15 protein-coding genes, 2 tRNA genes, 1 rRNA gene, 2 pseudogenes and 1 riboswitch are annotated in these 17,283 nt (G+C 42.3%); of the genes and pseudogenes, 6 read left to right on the top strand and 14 right to left on the bottom strand.

Translation table 11 applies throughout. The features are described from left to right. The 3 genes from UJ203_RS19515 to UJ203_RS19505 form a co-directional block, all read right to left on the bottom strand. A 16S ribosomal RNA gene (locus UJ203_RS19515) occupies positions 1-124 on the bottom strand; the annotation flags it as partial. A 104-nt stretch (positions 125-228) separates the two neighbouring features. Then, a tRNA-Gly gene (locus UJ203_RS19510) sits at positions 229-302 on the bottom strand. Between the two features lie 13 nt (positions 303-315). After that, positions 316-392: transfer RNA gene (locus UJ203_RS19505), tRNA-Arg, on the bottom strand. Positions 393-727: 335 nt separating this feature from the next. Here UJ203_RS19505 and UJ203_RS19500 point away from each other — a divergent pair. Continuing rightward, positions 728-1,582 carry a manganese catalase family protein gene (locus UJ203_RS19500; RefSeq protein WP_024120402.1) on the top strand — a complete coding sequence of 285 codons (855 nt, stop codon included), beginning with the start codon at positions 728-730 and terminating at the stop codon, positions 1,580-1,582. A gap of 57 nt (positions 1,583-1,639) precedes the next feature. Here the strand turns inward: UJ203_RS19500 and UJ203_RS19495 are convergent, their stop codons facing one another. The 8 genes from UJ203_RS19495 to UJ203_RS19460 form a co-directional block, all read right to left on the bottom strand. Then, entirely contained in the window at positions 1,640-2,728 is a 1,089-nt protein-coding gene (locus UJ203_RS19495; protein ID WP_322013350.1) for a glycoside hydrolase family 26 protein, read from the bottom strand. Positions 2,729-2,747: 19 nt separating this feature from the next. Then, a complete protein-coding gene (gene manA, locus UJ203_RS19490) occupies positions 2,748-3,695 on the bottom strand; it encodes a mannose-6-phosphate isomerase, class I (protein ID WP_322013349.1) in 948 nt (315 codons plus the stop codon). Beyond that, positions 3,692-4,591: an ROK family protein gene (locus UJ203_RS19485; RefSeq protein WP_322013347.1), complete on the bottom strand. Its 900-nt coding sequence runs from the start codon at positions 4,589-4,591 to the stop codon at positions 3,692-3,694. Before UJ203_RS19485 ends, manA begins: the two co-directional genes overlap by 4 nt. Before the next feature lie 28 nt (positions 4,592-4,619). Further along, positions 4,620-5,333, bottom strand: coding sequence for a transcriptional regulator GmuR (gene gmuR, locus UJ203_RS19480; protein ID WP_322013345.1), 714 nt, complete (start codon positions 5,331-5,333; stop codon positions 4,620-4,622). A 150-nt stretch (positions 5,334-5,483) separates the two neighbouring features. Beyond that, complete coding sequence (locus UJ203_RS19475) at positions 5,484-6,881, bottom strand: glycoside hydrolase family 1 protein (protein WP_322013343.1); 1,398 nt, start codon at positions 6,879-6,881, stop codon at positions 5,484-5,486. 20 nt (positions 6,882-6,901) lie between these two features. Then, a complete protein-coding gene (gene celB / locus UJ203_RS19470) occupies positions 6,902-8,227 on the bottom strand; it encodes a PTS cellobiose transporter subunit IIC (protein WP_202853879.1) in 1,326 nt (441 codons plus the stop codon). Positions 8,228-8,244: 17 nt separating this feature from the next. Continuing rightward, on the bottom strand, positions 8,245-8,577 hold the full coding sequence (locus tag UJ203_RS19465; protein WP_322013340.1) for a PTS lactose/cellobiose transporter subunit IIA: 333 nt from the start codon (positions 8,575-8,577) through the stop codon (positions 8,245-8,247). Next, the gene (locus UJ203_RS19460) at positions 8,577-8,888 is read right to left on the bottom strand and encodes a PTS sugar transporter subunit IIB (RefSeq protein ID WP_322013338.1); all 312 of its coding nucleotides are present in this window, start codon (positions 8,886-8,888) and stop codon (positions 8,577-8,579) included. The genes UJ203_RS19465 and UJ203_RS19460 overlap by 1 nt, the downstream gene beginning before the upstream one ends. Positions 8,889-9,067: 179 nt before the next feature. Continuing rightward, a riboswitch (purine riboswitch) is annotated at positions 9,068-9,167 on the top strand. A 54-nt stretch (positions 9,168-9,221) separates the two neighbouring features. Between UJ203_RS19460 and pbuE the strand changes: the two genes are divergently transcribed. Next, positions 9,222-10,388: a purine transporter PbuE gene (pbuE, locus tag UJ203_RS19455; protein WP_105955092.1), complete on the top strand. Its 1,167-nt coding sequence runs from the start codon at positions 9,222-9,224 to the stop codon at positions 10,386-10,388. 16 nt (positions 10,389-10,404) lie between these two features. Here the strand turns inward: pbuE and UJ203_RS19450 are convergent, their stop codons facing one another. Both UJ203_RS19450 and UJ203_RS19445 read right to left on the bottom strand, forming a co-directional pair. Further along, positions 10,405-10,971 (bottom strand): YdhK family protein, encoded by a 567-nt coding sequence (locus tag UJ203_RS19450; RefSeq protein WP_105991417.1) that lies wholly within the window; start codon positions 10,969-10,971, stop codon positions 10,405-10,407. Between the two features lie 220 nt (positions 10,972-11,191). Next, positions 11,192-12,169 carry an HD domain-containing protein gene (locus UJ203_RS19445; protein WP_322013335.1) on the bottom strand — a complete coding sequence of 326 codons (978 nt, stop codon included), beginning with the start codon at positions 12,167-12,169 and terminating at the stop codon, positions 11,192-11,194. Between the two features lie 117 nt (positions 12,170-12,286). Between UJ203_RS19445 and UJ203_RS19440 the strand changes: the two are divergent. From UJ203_RS19440 to UJ203_RS19425, 4 genes and pseudogenes are all read left to right on the top strand, one after another. Continuing rightward, a pseudogene (locus UJ203_RS19440) lies at positions 12,287-12,727 on the top strand (GNAT family N-acetyltransferase); the annotation flags it as partial. A 9-nt stretch (positions 12,728-12,736) separates the two neighbouring features. Further along, positions 12,737-13,074 (top strand): annotated as a pseudogene (locus UJ203_RS19435) (DUF4944 domain-containing protein); the annotation flags it as partial. A 603-nt stretch (positions 13,075-13,677) separates the two neighbouring features. Beyond that, complete coding sequence (gene phoB, locus UJ203_RS19430) at positions 13,678-15,066, top strand: alkaline phosphatase PhoB (RefSeq protein WP_322013333.1); 1,389 nt, start codon at positions 13,678-13,680, stop codon at positions 15,064-15,066. A gap of 64 nt (positions 15,067-15,130) precedes the next feature. Then, positions 15,131-15,838, top strand: coding sequence for a membrane lipoprotein lipid attachment site-containing protein (locus UJ203_RS19425; protein ID WP_322013331.1), 708 nt, complete (start codon positions 15,131-15,133; stop codon positions 15,836-15,838). Between the two features lie 96 nt (positions 15,839-15,934). Here UJ203_RS19425 and UJ203_RS19420 read toward each other — a convergent pair whose 3' ends face one another. Continuing rightward, on the bottom strand, positions 15,935-17,122 hold the full coding sequence (locus UJ203_RS19420) for a macrolide family glycosyltransferase (RefSeq protein WP_322013330.1): 1,188 nt from the start codon (positions 17,120-17,122) through the stop codon (positions 15,935-15,937). Positions 17,123-17,283 lie beyond the last annotated feature (161 nt).

Here is a 17,283-nt window from a genome sequence, read left to right as displayed (position 1 = left end):
CCCACGTGTTACTCACCCGTCCGCCGCTAACATCAGGGAGCAAGCTCCCATCTGTCCGCTCGACTTGCATGTATTAGGCACGCCGCCAGCGTTCGTCCTGAGCCAGGATCAAACTCTCCGATAAAGTAGTTTGACTGACTACGCACATGCTGTGCGATTTTATAATAAAACTTGAATTAACAGGTACGTTTTGTCTTGTTTAGTTTTCAAAGATCATTCAAGAAATAATGGAGCGGGTGATGAGAATCGAACTCACGACATCAGCTTGGAAGGCTGAGGTTTTACCACTAAACTACACCCGCGTGTATATTATATTGGCGCGCCCGAGAGGAGTCGAACCCCTAACCTTTTGATCCGTAGTCAAACGCTCTATCCAATTGAGCTACGGGCGCTTATCGAGCGACTTAACTATCATACTATTAATTGATGTTAAAGTCAAGAAGTTTTTTTGAATGTTTTTTCAAATCTTTTTGATTCGACTTTATCTATTATACACATTTCGGAGTGTTTGTAAACACCTTTGAAAAACTTTTTTGTTTTTCATTTTGTTCTGTGCTGTTCATCAGCGACGTTTAATAATATACCATGTGTTTTTTTATCGGTCAACACTTTTCTATATTTTTGTTTCATTTTTCTCATTTTCTTTTCAGCTGTTGGTTAGTCCGTATAGTTTATCTGATTGTACAGATGATATAGAAAACAAAATAAATAAGAAAAGAGGCGTGTTATGTTTTACTACAAAGAAGAACTAATCAATATCATTAAACCCGATAAGCCAGATCCGGCCGCAGCTAAAGTACTGCAGGAAATATTAGGCGGACATTACGGAGAAATGCGTACAATGATGCAATATTTCTTTCAAAGCTCCAATTTCAGAGGAAAGCAGAAACAATATCGTGATCTGCTGCGCGGCATCTTTTTAGAAGAAATTGCCCATGTAGAGCTTGTGCAAAATACAATCAATGCCTTGTTGGATGAATCAGGCGGTGCTGGAGTCGGCAGCCAGGGTATAGATCACGCCCCCCTCGATGAAGCAGTTAAACACGCTAACCCTCATCATTACATTATTGGCGCACAGAGTTCACTCCCGGTTGATGCTGGCGGCAATCCTTGGAACGCGTCGTGGGTGTATAATCACGGAAACTTAATCACTGACCTGTTGGATAACTTGTTGCTTGAGTCTACTGGTGTTCTCCAAAAAACAAGAATTTATGAAATGAGCTCTAATCAGACGTTCCGGGAAACACTCGCTTTTCTTATTGTTCGTGACAATGCTCATCAAAATGCTTTTGCTAAAGCGCTTGAGACATTGGGTGTTGACTGGGCTAAGCTTTTTCCAGTTCCGAATTACGACATTAATAAATATCCAGAGTGCAGAAAGTATGTTGAATTAGGATACCATAATGTACAGTTTAATTTCAGATTAGATGAAACAAGAATTGCAGAGATCTTTCAAGGGAAATCTCCAAGCAGGAATGGCGGCGAGCTGCAAGTAACTGAACCTCCGGCTGGATTTCCTGTTCCGGTTCTTCCGGAAATGCCGAATGAACATAGTCCCGGCTTAGGGGATATGAACGCCTGATGAGCAAAAGGTTCTCAAGGAAATCCTTGAGAACCTTTTCTTAATGTAAAACGTTTTTTATTCAACTATAGGTGTTAATGTATCACCGTTCCATACTTCTCCCTTATTTAATGTCCAGCTATCATTGTAGAGAGATGAAGCGCCTTTGTTCACAGCCGGGCTCCATTCATCATTCCAGGCCAGAAAATAAGTGGTTTTAGGATATTTTTGTTTTATCGCACTCATAAACAGGCTGTAATCAAAGCTGCCGTTTGCTGTTTGCGGACCAACTTCTGTGAAGGCAAATGGTTTATTAAGTGCTGTGAGCTGGTCATATCCGCTTATCGAATATGGATCTTGAAAGTATGCATCTAGCCCAACTATATCTACGTATGAAGCTCCAGGGTAAAAATCTGTTTTAAAATCTCGATTAGCGTCGGGAGAGTAAACCCACAATAAATGATCCAATCCTCGTTCGTCAGTCATATAATGATAGATTTTGATGTAGAGCTGTTTATATAAGTAGATTCTTTCATCATCCTTTTGATTATATGACGTAAGCCCCCACCAAAACCACTCGCCGTTCATCTCATGCAGCGGTCTGAACAGAACGGGCACGCCTTGGTTTTCCAGCTCTTGAAGTCCGTCAGCGATTTTGCTGAGCATGGCGTTCAGCCGCTCCCCCTCTGTTGTAGAGGAGTCTAACAGTTTTTTATACTGATCGTTGGTAATCGGTGTTTTATAGTGTCCTGACTGATAAGCAGGATTCGCTAGATGCAGACTGATCTGCGGAATCCCTCCGCTTTTCCAATACGAAATTAAATCACTGTTGCAGCTTACGTCTATAGAATCTTCAATGCTTGAGGTTTCAAGCCACCCCCTCGCGTAATCACAGCCGTAAATGGCAGGTGATTGTCCGGCTGAACTTCGGATTCTTTCTGCTTCGGCCATGGAGAATGTGTCATGACTGTAACCGCCAAACGCACCGGAAAGCACTCTGTTTTCAGAACGATTCGGCAGGTGGGCAAGCCAATTCATCACATCTTTTGTTGTCTGCTGTGCCTTAGGATTAACAGGTGACACAGTATGTGCTTGAATCGGCTCAGCCAAAACGGCAGACGCAAATAAAAATAAGATGAACAAACAGATGCTAGGTTTCTTTAACACAGAAATTCCTCCGTTCTTATTAAGGATGAGATATGATCAGCTCGCAAGTTCCTTCTATTGAAAACTCGCCAAAATGGGCAGGCAAAATAAAGTGTGAGCCTTTATTGCATTCATACTGCACACCGTTGTTTTCTATTATCCCTGAGCCTTCGACAACACTGCATAGCAAATAGGTTTGAGGAGAAGGAAAAACCGGCTTGCCGCTGACATTCCATTTGTAAACTGAGAAATAATCTGACTGAACATAAGACGTAATCACGGCATCCTTCATTTCTTTCACCGCCGGTATTGGTTCAGAATCCGCATGCGGTATGTTTACGACTTCCATCGCTTTTTCTATATGGAGATCCCTTTTTTGGCCATGGTCATTACAACGCTCATAATCGTATACTCGATATGTGGTATCAGAATTTTGCTGAATTTCAAGGACGAGGGTGCCCTCACACAATGCATGCAGCGTGCCGCTTGGAACATAAAAGAAATCTCCTGGCTTTATGTTGATGCGCCTAAGCAGTCCGTTCCAATCACCGCTTTCTATAAGCTGTTTGAATTCTTCCTTCGTGCTTGCGTGATGTCCCAAAATCAGTTCTGCGCCTTCTTTGCAATCAATAATATACCAGCACTCTGTTTTTCCGAGGTCTCCGCTTTCGTGCACCATGGCATAATGATCATCAGGATGCACTTGTACGGAGAGGTCCATGTTGGCATCAAGTACTTTCACCAGTAACGGAAACACGCTTCTTTGCGGAAAGCCGAAAAACTCCGGGCATTCTTGCCACACTTGATCCAGTGTTTTTCCTGCCAACCGGCCATTTTGAACAGTCGATGATCCATTGGCATGGGCCGAGACAGCCCAGCATTCGCCAGTTTTTTCTGAAGGGATGCTGTAGCCGAATCTATCACGAAGCGCTGTGCCGCCCCATATCCTTTCTTTAAAAATCGGCTCTAAAAATAAAGGATGCTTCATGATGGAACCTCTCCGGATGCTTCTTCTGCTTTTAATGCCTGATCGGCTAAAACAAATGTTCCGATGATTCCGGCATTTCTGCCTAAATGGGGAGCTACAATATACTCGTTTACACTTTCTGATAATTCAGAAAAATTAAAGTAGCTGTTCATTATTTTAGGTACATATTGATAGATATAAGGGAACAGCTGACTCTGATTCATGACGCCGCCGCCAAGAATAATTTTTTTTGGTGCCAAGATGAGGATATATTGTGCCAGCGCCTGCGCAATGTAATATCCTTCAAGTTCCCAGACCTCATTAACATGTGATAAATCTGCGGCCTTTTTTCCCCATCGTGACTCTATAGCAGGACCGGAAGCCAGACCCTCGAAGCAATCCTTATGATAAGGGCACTTTCCTTGATACGTGTCATCCGGATGGCGGCGAATATAGATATGGCCCATTTCAGGATGTGACAATCCTTGCAGAAGCCGCCCTTCTATAATCGCGCCTGCACCAATGCCAGTGCCGACCGTGATATATAAGCAGCTGTCGAAGTCTTTAGCTGCGCCGAAAAGAGATTCACCGAGCGCCGCAGCGTTCACATCCGTACTGAATCCAGCAGGAATATTCATTTCTTCTTTTATCGTTTTCAAAAGTGGATAGTGCCTCCAGCCTGGTTTAGGCGTGGCAGTAATGGTTCCATATGTTTTACTGTTTACATCTGTATCAACGGGACCAAAGGAGCCGATGCCGATTGCCTGTAGCGAGAATTGGTGAAAATATTGAATGACTTTCTCTATCGTTTCATCCGGCATCGCTGTTGGTATTTCTATTCTGTCAATGATCGTTCCATCTTCTGTTCCGACGGCACATACAAATTTTGTGCCGCCTGCTTCAATACCGCCAAGCATGCAGATGGCCTCCTTGTTATCTCCGCGATCAGCGCCTTACATTTACCGAAGTGACGACAAATTTGTCATGCCGATGACGTGAAAAGGAATATTCAAATGGAATTCCGTTATCTAAGAAGCCCACGTGCTCAACTTCAAGAATGGGATCATCCTGTTTACAGCCCAGATGCTGCTGATCCATCTCATCAGATTTACAGGCTCTGATTTTCCGGTGCGTTCCGGCAATTTTTAGCTGAAGCCCGTTTGTGATGTGATCATAAATAGAGTGGTGCAGCACCTCATCATTAATGCCGGGGATTAAGTGTGTCGGCATATATGTTTTTTCCAATACATATGGCTCGCCTTCCACAACCCGCAGCCGTACAACATAATAAACCGGCGTTTTCTGATCAATTGATAAATGGGCAGCCACTTCCTCAGTGGGAAATTGCACCTCGAACTGAATGACCTTGCTTTTGATTTTTTTGTCTTTTAACAAATTGGTCAGACCGAGGATTTCATTGCTGACGACATGGACATGATCATCCTGTATCGCAGATTGAATGATAAAGGTTCCGTGACCGCGTTTTCTGAATAACAGTCCTTCAGCAACTAAATTATCAAGAGCTCTTTTCATCGTCATGCGGCTTGAATTGAACTCTTTTGCAAGAGATACTTCATCGGGAATCGGCTGATCGATGGGATATACGTTATTTTTGATTCGTTTTCTCATTTCATTTGCAATGATTTCGTATTTATTCATTGGTATCCTCCGGCAGCTGTAAAAATTTTGATATCGAATAAGCTTCTTTACGGATATCATAAGTTCTTTTTCCTGTTTCATCAATGTTATGGCTATTTGTTGTCTCTGTTAGGAATCTTGACCGCCGGAAGACCTTTTTGCTATAGCAACCTAAAAACCATTTTTCTCAGCAACCTCTTTGAACCACTTTCCGCTCTTTTTGACAGTTCTTTCTCCGTTTTTCTCCAGATTGACTGAAACAAATCCGTATCGGTTTTTATAAGCGTTTGTCCATGACCAATTGTCCATAAACGTCCATAAGTGATAGCCTTTTGCGTTTGAGCCTTCCTGTATAGCGCGGTGAATCCATTTTAAGTGCTCTTTGATAAATTCAATTCGGTAGTCATCTTGAATCATCCCCTGCTCGTCTCTGAAACGCTCTTCCCCTTCAACCCCCATGCCGTTTTCAGAAATAAAGCACTCGATATTGCCGTAATTTTCTTTTAGATTGATCAGGATATCATAAACGCCTTTTTCGTAAATCTCCCAGCCCCGATGAGGATTCATTTTGCGGCCCGGCATGACGTAAGGATCGAAATACCTGTCAGGCAAAAACGGTGCATCCGGATTCGGCAGGTGCTCTTTTGCTTTTACACGTCGAGGCTGATAATAATTGACACCTAATAAGTCAACCGTATGCTGTTTAATGATCTCGAGATCCTCTTTCTCGTATTCAGGCATAAAGCCTTCAGTTTTTAAAATTTGTATGAGTTCCTTTGGAAACTCGCCTTTTACAGAAGGGTCTAAAAAAGATCGGTTAAAGAACGCATCTGCTATTTCTCCCGCTTTTACATCCGCCGGATGGCTGCTTCTCGGATAGGATGGTGTCAAATTTAAGATGATGCCGATTTTTCCATCCTGCTTCATCTCTCTGTAAGCCTGAATGGCGCGGGCGCTTGATAACAACGTGTGAAACCCGACTTGAACGGCTTCTTTAAAATCTACCTTGTTCGGATAATGAAAATCATATAAATATCCGCCTTCTACCGGCACGATCGGCTCGTTATGCGTGAACCATTTTTTCACCCGATCACCAAACAAACGGAAGCACGTTCTTGCATAGTTTTCATAAGCGTCCACCGTTTCTCTGTTTGCCCAGCCGCCGATGTTTTGAAGTTCCATCGGCATATCGAAATGAAACAAATTGACAAAAGGTTTTATTCCGTTAGCCGTGAACTCATCAATGACGCTGTTATAAAAGTCCGCGGCTTTAGGGTTGATCTCGCCTGTTCCGCCCGGTATTAACCGCGACCATGAAATCGACATACGGAACGAGTTGTGGCCAAGCTCCTTCATCAGCCTGATATCGTCTTTATAGTTATCGTAAAATTGCGATGTGGATGCAGGTCCTACATGATCAAAAAAGCGATGAGGCTCTTTTTCAAACCAGTAATCCCAAATATTCTTCCCTTTTCCGTCTCGATCGGAGGCACCCTCCGTTTGTGTCGCTGAAGCGGATGATCCCCACCAAAAATCTTTCGGAAAACGATACTGTTCTGTTTGAGTCAAGTTCTCTCTCTCTCCTTCTGTCACATTTTGATGCTGTTGTCATTTTGCTGTGCTGTTTCCTGAACAGCCTGTTCCTTTTCTTTTGCCAAATGTAATTTATCCATTGCTTTCAGGAACGGGAACCATATCACAAAGACAATCATCAGATTGACAAGCTGCATTACGCCGCCCATGATTGAGTTTGTCGCCATGATGCCATTAATAAATAGCGGGACCGTCCATGGGACCGTGACACCTGTTGGAGGCGGAACAAGTCCGGCGGACATAGCCAGATAGGTGACGAGTGTAACAACCATCGGCGCCAAAACCCAAGGCACAAGGATGATCGGATTCATCACAATTGGCAGTCCGAAGATAATCGGTTCGTTTACGTTAAAAATCCCTGGAGCAAGGCCGAGTTTTGATACTTGCTTCATCTGCCTGCTTTTCATGAATATAAGAATCGTAAATACAATCGCCAGCGTCATCCCGGTTCCGCCCATTCCCACTGTATAAATCTCCATAAACGGTTTTGAGATGATGTGCGGCACTTCTTTTCCCGCTGTGTAGGCTGCCAGGTTTTCCACCTGCAGTGTATTCCAAATCGGGTCCATCACAGAGTTGATAATGATTTGCCCATGCAATCCGAAAAACCAAAGAATTTGAATAAAAAATACAGCAATCAGCGTCGGAATGATACCGCTTCCAAGTCCGACAAGCGGAGCCTGAATCGCATGATAAATGACATCATGCATGTTGGTTTTGAAAAGCTGGGTGACCAGAACGTTAATCAGCAAAAACACAGTCAATGTGATAAAAGCCGGAATAAGTGCGGCAAATGATTTTGCTACAGCCGGCGGAACCCCGGCAGGCATTTTGATCGTCAGGTTTTTTTGAACGATTCTTCTGTAGATTTCACCAGAAAGAAATGCCGTGATCATACCCAGAAACATTCCTTTGGCACCGAGGCGGTCTACCGGAATGACTCCGGTTATGGCATCTCCTGTTTCCGGCTGAACGATAAAAGGCGTCAGCAGCAAAAAGGAAACCAAAGCGATCGCACCGCCAAACACAGCTTCGACCTGATAGCTTTTTGAGAGATAATAGCCTATACCAAACACGACGAAGACAGACATAATCCCCATGGTCGCCGTAGACGCAATGCCAAAATTGGACTGAAACGATGTGAGCATTGAAGCATTCATGATTTTATTTAAAAACGGCAGGTTCGTTAACACCACAAAAATGGATCCGAATATCGTAAGCGGGAAGGCCAGCATAAACGCATCGCGCAACACCTGCAAATAACGGTTATTATTTAACCTCCCTGCAATTGGAACAAGGAACTGGCTGATTTTCTCGAACACCCTATCCACCCCGATTTTTATATATTCTTTGTTTTAAAGATGCCAAGCAGCTCTTTTACCAATTCTTTCATGGTCAATGTTGACATCAGATGATCTTCCGCGTGCATAAGCAGCAATGAGAGATTGGCTGCCTCGCCGCTTGATTCTTTCTGTATCATTTGAAAGTGAATGTCATGGGCTGCAGATAGAGCATCCTCAGCCTGGGCAATAAGGGCATCTGCCTCCCCCCTGTTTCCTTCCTTGTAGGCGCGCAGTGATTGAATGATGCAGCTGCGGGCATTGCCGCTGTGGAGAATAAGCTGAAAGCAGATTTGTTCGTCTGTTAAATCGGTGATTTTTATCTGCTCCATCATTGTTGCCCCATTAATGACAAAGCCTGTTCATAAGCTTTTTTGCCATCAGCCATTCCGTAAGCCATCATGTCAATGACCTCAACCCGAATGTTGTATTGGGCGGCTTCTTTTTGCAGTTCGCTTTTCAGAAAGCTCATTTGCGGGCCGATTAAAACCGCATCTGCCTTTTGCATATCTTCTTTCGCTTTATCCTGGCCGACTGCCCAGATCTCCGCTTCCTCTCCGATGGATTGCGCGTATTCTTTCATTTTTGTCACCAACAAACTGGTGGACATTCCCGAACTGCACGCCAGTAAAATTTTCTTCAATGGATGACCCCCCTCTTTTATTTAAAACGCTTACAAAATTTATTATAGTCATTTAATTTTAATTGTCTATACTTTTATAAAAATAAATATATTCATATTTTTTCAGTTCAACTATTTATCAAATTTTTCTATGGAAGATTCGCTCACAATATGTTAAACTCATCCTCGGAAACTAAATCAATTAAATAGCTATTTTTACTTGTATAACCTCAATAATATGGATTGAGGGTGTCTACCAGGAACCGTAAAATCCTGATTACAAAAATTGTGTATCACTTTTTTTGTAATCAGGATTTTTTTATTTGTCAAAAAATTCATGTAAAGGAGTTTGTTATGAATTTTAAAGTTTTTCTGCTTGCAGCTTCTACGATTGCAGTCGGATTGGTTGAGTTAATTGTGGGTGGGATTCTTCCTCAAATCGCAAATGATTTACACATTTCCATTGTTTCGGCCGGACAGCTGATCAGTGTGTTTGCGCTGGGATATGCTGTTTCAGGGCCGCTGCTTTTGGCAATGACCGCGAAGGTTGAACGGAAGCGTTTATATTTAATTGCGTTATTTGTTTTCTTTTTAAGTAACCTTGTCGCCTATTTCAGCCCTAACTTTGCGATGCTGATGGTATCAAGGGTATTGGCGGCGATGAGCACGGGGCTGATTGTTGTGCTTTCCTTGACAATTGCGCCGAAAATTGTGGCGCCTGAATACAGGGCCCGTGCAATCGGCATCATTTTTATGGGATTCAGTTCTGCCATCGCATTAGGTGTGCCGCTTGGAATATTGATCAGCAATTCCTTCGGATGGCGCATTTTGTTCCTTGGCATCGGGCTTCTGGCGCTTGTCTCTATGCTGATTATTTCGATCTTTTTTGAGAAGATACCGACGGAGAAAATGATTCCATTCCGGGATCAAATCAAGACAATTGCCAATGCAAAAATCGCCAGCTCGCATCTTGTGACGATGTTTACATTAGCGGGGCACTACACTTTATATGCTTATTTTGCCCCGTTTTTAGAGACGACTCTCCATCTAAGCTCTTTCTGGGTCAGCATTTGCTATTTCCTTTTCGGAATATCTGCCGTGTGCGGAGGTCCTTTTGGAGGAGCGCTTTCTGACCGGCTCGGTTCCTTTAAGAGCATCTTGCTGGTGACCGGTTCCTTTGCCATCATTATGTTCTTATTGCCGCTGTCAACGTCGTCTATGATTTTCTTTTTGCCTGTTATGGTCATTTGGGGATTGCTGAGCTGGAGTCTGGCTCCCGCACAGCAAAGCTATTTAATTGAGATTGCACCGGACACGTCTGACATTCAGCAAAGCTTTAATACGTCTGCGCTGCAAATCGGGATTGCCCTTGGTTCAGCCATTGGCGGTGTTGTATTGGATCAGACGGGGACTGTTGTGTCAACAGCTTGGTGCGGAGGATCGATTGTTGTGATCGCCGTTCTGTTTGCTTTATTTTCTTTAACAAGACCTGTTCATACCGTAAAAAAATCCTCCTTGTAAAGGGAGGATTTTTTCTTTATTTAGCTGAAAGCTCGTCTTCAGTTACCCACTTATGATTTTTTACTTTTTCTCCGCTTGTTGTCGATGTATAGTCCACCATGTATACCGTTGTTTTTTCTGCAGAGTCGATTTCAGCAGTTGCTCCCTTCATGCCTTTCATGTGAGAGGCCTCTAAGATCACCTGATCTCCGGGGTTGAGGGGTTTATCTCCTGCATCTTTTATCTCTTCTTGGATCACCCATTTGTGATGATCAACTCGCTGTCCTCCGGTTGTCGGTGTATAAGAAACAACATATGCCGTTGTATCGTATGCGCCTGTAACTGTTGCTTCGGCGCCTTTCATACCTTTCATATGAGAAGCATTGATGATGACCTGGCTGCCTATTTTATATTTAGGATGTTTCGATTCCGTTAATCCCTCTGGAACTTCAGCAGATCCGGAATGATCCATTTCTTCGTGTGAGCCGGAGTCCGAATGACTTTCATGAGTGCTTTCTTTTTTGCTGTCGCTATTTCCGCATGCTGATAAAACAAAAATAAGTGACATCAATAAAATTCCAAGTGCCTTTTTCGAAATCTTCATGTTCATTCTCCTTTGCTTCATTTTTTGGTGTGAATTTAATCCGCAGAAACAGAATGGCCTTCACATCTGCCTGTTAAACATGATCTTTTCAATAATACTATACCCCCGGACGGTATGTAAATGCGCTGATATTCTCATAAAATATGCTGCTGTTTGTCCTATTCCCCGTGATCCGCAGAATAAAACGCGGTGGATAAAAGCCGCGGTTGCGCGGCTTCGGTTAGTTTTCGATTACTTTGACATACACGCCTTTTTTTGCTTTCTGATAAGCGGCCTCTCCCATTTTTCTGATGTTTTGAGATACTGATGAGGATGTGATCCATTCATTATGATGAAAAACAGAAGGGTCGATGAGACGCATTTTCTTTTTTCGATGAAAATCGTAATAGATGTCATCCTCTTTTACTTGTATGTGAGGATGTATTTTTTCAAGCAGTCTCAGTACTTCTTCATTTTCTGATGAATGCAGGATGTCTAACACCTCTTGGTCTGTTTTCAGCAAATCTTCGGCGGCGATGACATTGTGCTGCAGCGCAGCCTTCAGCGTTCGCGCTAAGTATTCATACCCATATACATTCACTGGGTTCATAAAGAAATTGATTACTTCCTTGTAATACACTCGCACGAACCATTCGGCTGTTCCGATACCATCTGGAAACACCCTTCCGTTTCTCACAATGAGGCGATCTAAAAAGATTTCCGCTTCGCGGAGCGTGATCTGTCCATATTGATACATGTCACGCAGCGTGTAGTCTATGCGATCAGCACACAGCTCCGGTGCGGGCTGTTCGAGCAGTGTCCATCTTGTATCATTTAATAAAAGAGCGTCGGCATCATAACCGTGTTTTTTTAGAATTCCAGGGATCTCGGATTGGTCAATGACTTGTTGAAAAATGTTTTCATGATAATCTTCCGCTTCATTTTCAAATACAAAATCGATTACATGAGAAAATGCTGTGTGCGACACATCGTGGAGAAGACCCGCGATCTGCTCTTCTATGGTTCCCCCCAGCCTTTTGATTAGAAGCATAACGCCAATGGAGTGCTCATACCGGGTCACATTCCACTTTGGATTGACTAAAAAGCTGGCGCCGCCTTGATAAACCCCTTTTAATCTTTGCACGGGTGCGCTTTTTATGAGTTCATCCAGTACTCCGTCTATTTGATGCCTGCCGTAAAGCACATCGTTTATTTCCATACTGTCACCTCAAAATCTATTTTCTTCTTTCTATTTTTTGTATATATTGTTAGTAAACAAAAGAAAGAGGTCAAGATGAAGATCATCCCAAAGTAAAGAGTTAGCCAAGCAGATAGGACTGATTTCTTTGCCGCGCATTGGGGTACGCCTAGATGAAAATGTCCAGCGATACATCTCAATATGATGCATTGGCCGGTTATGATGCTTTAGATGAGGATGGGGACATCATCGGTTGATTACATACATCACAGATGGAAAATACTGTAATATTTTTTCATTGGATAGTCTGATTGAAAAGAAAGGAATTGCACAGCATTGCTGAGAAAGGCTGAAGAAACAGCCAAGCAATGGCTGTGTAAACAGATAAAGCTCATCACAACAAATGATAACATACACGCGATGGCATTTTACCAAAAGCGAAGCTATTGATTCACCGCATTGTTTCAAAACGCAGTTGAAAAAGCCAGGCGTACCAAACCGGAAATTACCGAAAAAGCTGAAAATGGAATTTTGATTTGGGATGAAATTCTTTTTTCAAAGGAACTTGATTTAGGATAGGAGTTTTTTATGTCTCCTCATTATAAATACCCGCTCATTTTTACGGCTTCCATATTATGCGCTTTTGCGTGATATATTTTGCCTATCAATTCATTCATCAGGCCAGATTGGAATCCCCAAATTACATAGGAGAAAGCAAGGACAAACATTGGGAGGCTGTTTTTACTAAGAACGAAGATGCACCAAATGAATACAGCGGCAATCTTTATTGGATTAGTGATCAAGCTAAAGCAGACAACACATATTTGGAATCGCTCATTGTGAAAAAAGATGATGAGGTGCTGCTCCATTCTAATACAGAAACACCGATAAGTAATTATTCCGGCGGCAGTTTTCGTGACGGAAGCAGGGTAAGCAACATTTTGATACCGTTTTTTCGCTTGATGAAAAAACTTTATTTCATCATTAAAGATTCACAATCCGGAGTCCAGACCGAGCCATAATGGTTGCTGGATAGAAATAGCCAACAATATATTTAGGGCAAAGACAGTACCTGTGAAAATCGGTGAAGACAGTTGCACCGAGTACACTTTCAAACGTCTCATTGGCTGTCTCCCCTCCTCTTTCAAATACCAATAATAGGTATCCAGTTTTATTTTTCTGCAGAAAAGACTCCTTCCGTATAAAAACGATTTTCTCGTAATATCTTAATGTATACGAATCATTCCATACTTTTGCGAAACCGCGCTAATCGAAAACATCTGATTAATCCTCTCTGAATTAAAAACAGCTCACTCAAAATCAAGGGAAGAAGAAAGATAGAAAGAACCTGTCTGAAATTCCTTTTTGCTTTCCAATTGATAAACAATAATCAACTTCTTACAGTTCCCTTTTTCATCATAGTTAATCATCTTGTAAACTCAATCTTTAAAATCGATTAATACTAGCTTAACACTTTAAAAATATAATGGGTTTGTCATTGAGGATCATATTTTTAGGAGGTTATTCAGTTGAAAAAATTCCCGAAGAAGCTGCTGCCTATTGCGGTGTTATCATCTATTGCGCTCAGCAGCCTAGTCAGCGGCAGCGTACCTGAAGCCAGCGCCCAGGAAAAGAAAAAGGGGAATCAAAACGAAATTAAGAATGTCATCGTCCTGATCGGTGATGGGATGGGTGTGTCTTATACGTCCGCTCATCGTTACTTAAAGGATAATAAAAAAACAAAGGTTGTTGAGCCTACAGCTTTTGACCAGTACCTTGTCGGCCAGCAGACGACTTACCCTGAAGACCCTGAACAAAATGTAACGGATTCTGCTTCTGCCGCAACCGCTATGTCAGCTGGGGTTAAAACATATAATAATGCAATTGCAGTGGATAATGACGGTTCAGAGGTCAAAACAGTTCTTGAAGCGGCAAAAGAAAAAGGAAAATCGACCGGCCTTGTCGCCACTTCAGAGATTACTCACGCCACTCCGGCTTCTTTCGGCTCACATGATCACAGCCGGAAAAACATGAATTCTATTGCAGACGACTATTTTGATGAAATGGTGAACGGCAAGCACAAAATCGATGTCCTTCTAGGCGGAGGAAAAAGCAATTTTGACCGCAAGGACCGTAATTTGGTAAAGGAATTCAAAAAAGCGGGATACAGCTATGTGGATAACCGCAAAGACATGCTGAAAAACAAGGACAGCCAAGTTCTTGGCCTATTCGCTGACGGCGGCCTGCCTAAAAAGATCGACCGCACGAAGGATATTCCTTCATTAAAAGACATGACAAACACAGCTCTCAAAAAATTAAGCAAGGACAAAGACGGTTTCTTCCTCATGGTTGAAGGAAGCCAGATTGACTGGGCAGGGCATGACAATGATATTGTCGGCGCCATGAGTGAGATGGAAGACTTTGAACAAGCCTACAAGGCAGCGATTGATTTCGCCAAAAAAGACAAGCATACATTGGTTGTCGCAACGGCTGACCACTCAACCGGCGGGTACTCCATCGGTGCGGACGGCATTTACAACTGGTTCAGTGAGCCAATTAAAGCGGCAAAACGCACGCCTGACTTTATGGCAGAAAAAATCGCCGGCGGCGCAGATGTTGAAAAAACATTAAAAACGTATATTGATCAAAAGAAATTAGCTTTAACTGCATCTGAAATTCAATCTGTTGAAAAAGCGGCAAAAACGAAGGAAGTCCTTGATATCGATAATGCGATTGAGGAGATTTTCAATAAACGCTCTCACACAGGATGGACAACAGGCGGACATACCGGCGAGGATGTTCCTGTCTATGCGTACGGACCGTCCAGTGAGAAGTTTTACGGCCAAATCGATAATACTGAAATCGCCAAAAATGTTTTCGACGCTTTACAATATAACATTAAGATCAAAGATAAGTAAGAGAATACAAGGTGACCCGTTGCTTGTATAAGGAACGGGCTCTTTTCTTAATGGAGGACTCATGATGAAAAAGATTCTATCGATTTTATTTTTTATCGTCATGCTTGCGGGCTGTTCATCAAACGCAGATTCTGAAAAACAAAATACAGCCGGAGAGCAAACAGCAAAAGCCACACCGCAAAGCACTTTGTCTCCAAAAGACAGTATAGATGAGTATCAGCCTAATGCACAGGTAACAGATGACCGGTCATTGCTGAAGGCAAATCAAACGTTTTCTGATGACAAAGGTGAAGCCGTCTTAAAAGATATCAAACAAGTCAATCAAACTTATAAGATTGGAAACGTAGAGTTAACAGTAAAAGAAATGAAGCTGATCCACTTACGTCCGGATTACAGCATGATTGATTATTTTCATGTATTAACACACGATGAAGAGTTTGATTTCGTCAAAGTTTTCGTTGATATCAAAAACACATCTTCCGAGAAAGTGAATTTTGCCCCGATTGCATTGATGAGAACAAATACAGGTGAAACCTTTGATTGGAATAAAGATATGTACCTTGAAGAGTTGAATGGTGAATTAGAAGGCGGCGCCGAAAAATCCGGCAATCTCGGCTTTATTGTAAACGCAGCAAGCGGACATGCTCATGATGAACCATCAGCTGAGAAGAAGAAAAAAGAGATCAAATGGATTGAAATCACAACAAGTGACGTTTTTGACCAAAACCATAAGAAAATCACTGATTCTCAAAAGATCAAAATTGCATTTTAATCATTGCCTCCTGCACATCGTACTGGAGGTTTCGTCTACGGATAGATATGAAAAAAACCGCTATTCAACACAGCGGTTTTCTTTATACACTTTTTTCTATTTGGTTTTCTGATGAATCAGCTGATCAATTCGCTCCATCACTTCGTCCATGTCCATACACTCTTGAAAGCTTTGATTGATTTTTTTAATGCCCTTCAAATATTGATCGTTTTGTAAAACTTCCTCTATCCCCTGTTTCAATAACTGCGCATTTACTTCATCCTTAGAGATCGTATAGCCCGCTTGGAGTTCAGAGAGACGCTGCGCTACCATTGGCTGATCCTTGTCATGAGGCATTACAACCAAAGGCACGTTAAAATGAATGCCTTCATTGACGCTATTCATGCCGCCGTGTGTAATGAAAACGTCTGAGTGTTCCAGCACTTCCAGCTGAGGCACATACGGGGCAATGATGAAGTTTTCCGGTGCCTGTTTTAATTTTGTGAGATCTGCTTTTTCTCCCGCTGCAATAACGACTAATCCATCAAAATTAGAAAAAGCATCAATACAAAGGTTGAAGAATTCTTCTGTTTTGTCCAGTACCGTACCCATTGAAATATAGATGACCTTTTCATCTTTTAACTGTTCAACAGGAAAATCCGTTTTGGCTGCTCTTTTTGGAAAACTTGGTCCGATAAACAGGCATTCATCCCCAAAACGATCGCTTTCGGGCTGAAAATATCGGCTTGTGTATACGACATTCAGTTCGCCTTTATTGTTCATGAATTGAACCAAGTTTTTCGGGGATACGCCGTATGTTTCTTTCATCTCTGCCAGCAGATTTTCACACTCTTTATCCAATTGTAAAGGCACTTCTGAATCCGGATGCAGCGGCAATATCTTTAAATGCTCTTCATCGAATAAGAAGGAAGCAGATGAAGAGATGCCCGGGATGTTGAGATAATCTCTGACCAGCTCTCCCGCACCGAATTTATCATAATAAACAAAGTCAAACTGAATGCTTTTTGACAACTCTTTTACGACATGTAAAATGTCCAGTGAGGTTTTGATATGTATTTTCAAGAAATCAAGAATGCCATTTGGCGAAGCGACTTGAATAGGTGTTGTTCTCAGCAAATCCTGATGAAGGTGGACAGTCGCTCCCACCGCTTCTAATCTTTCTTTATATTTTTCAGTGGATATATAGTGAACATCATATCCCCGATCGGCAAAGGCTTTCGTAATGCCTAATGTAGGATTTACATGGCCTTCTGCTGGGAAATTCAGGATCAATACTTTTTTCATTCTGACAACTTCCTCTCACTCGTATTCCGTAAGCTTTCATAAGATGATATGCAATTTGTGCCTAATTAGACTGATGATAGTTCTCACTATCGATCATAATGGGGGAGACTGACGCCATGCAAGTGACAAATGATCGAATTATTCTGCCGCTTTAGGCTGAT

The organism is Bacillus sp. V26 (assembly GCF_034296245.1).
Lineage (GTDB): Bacteria > Bacillota > Bacilli > Bacillales > Bacillaceae > Bacillus > Bacillus halotolerans.
Note: the sequence above shows the minus strand (reverse complement) of the source record. Positions and strands in the feature narration are given on the sequence as shown.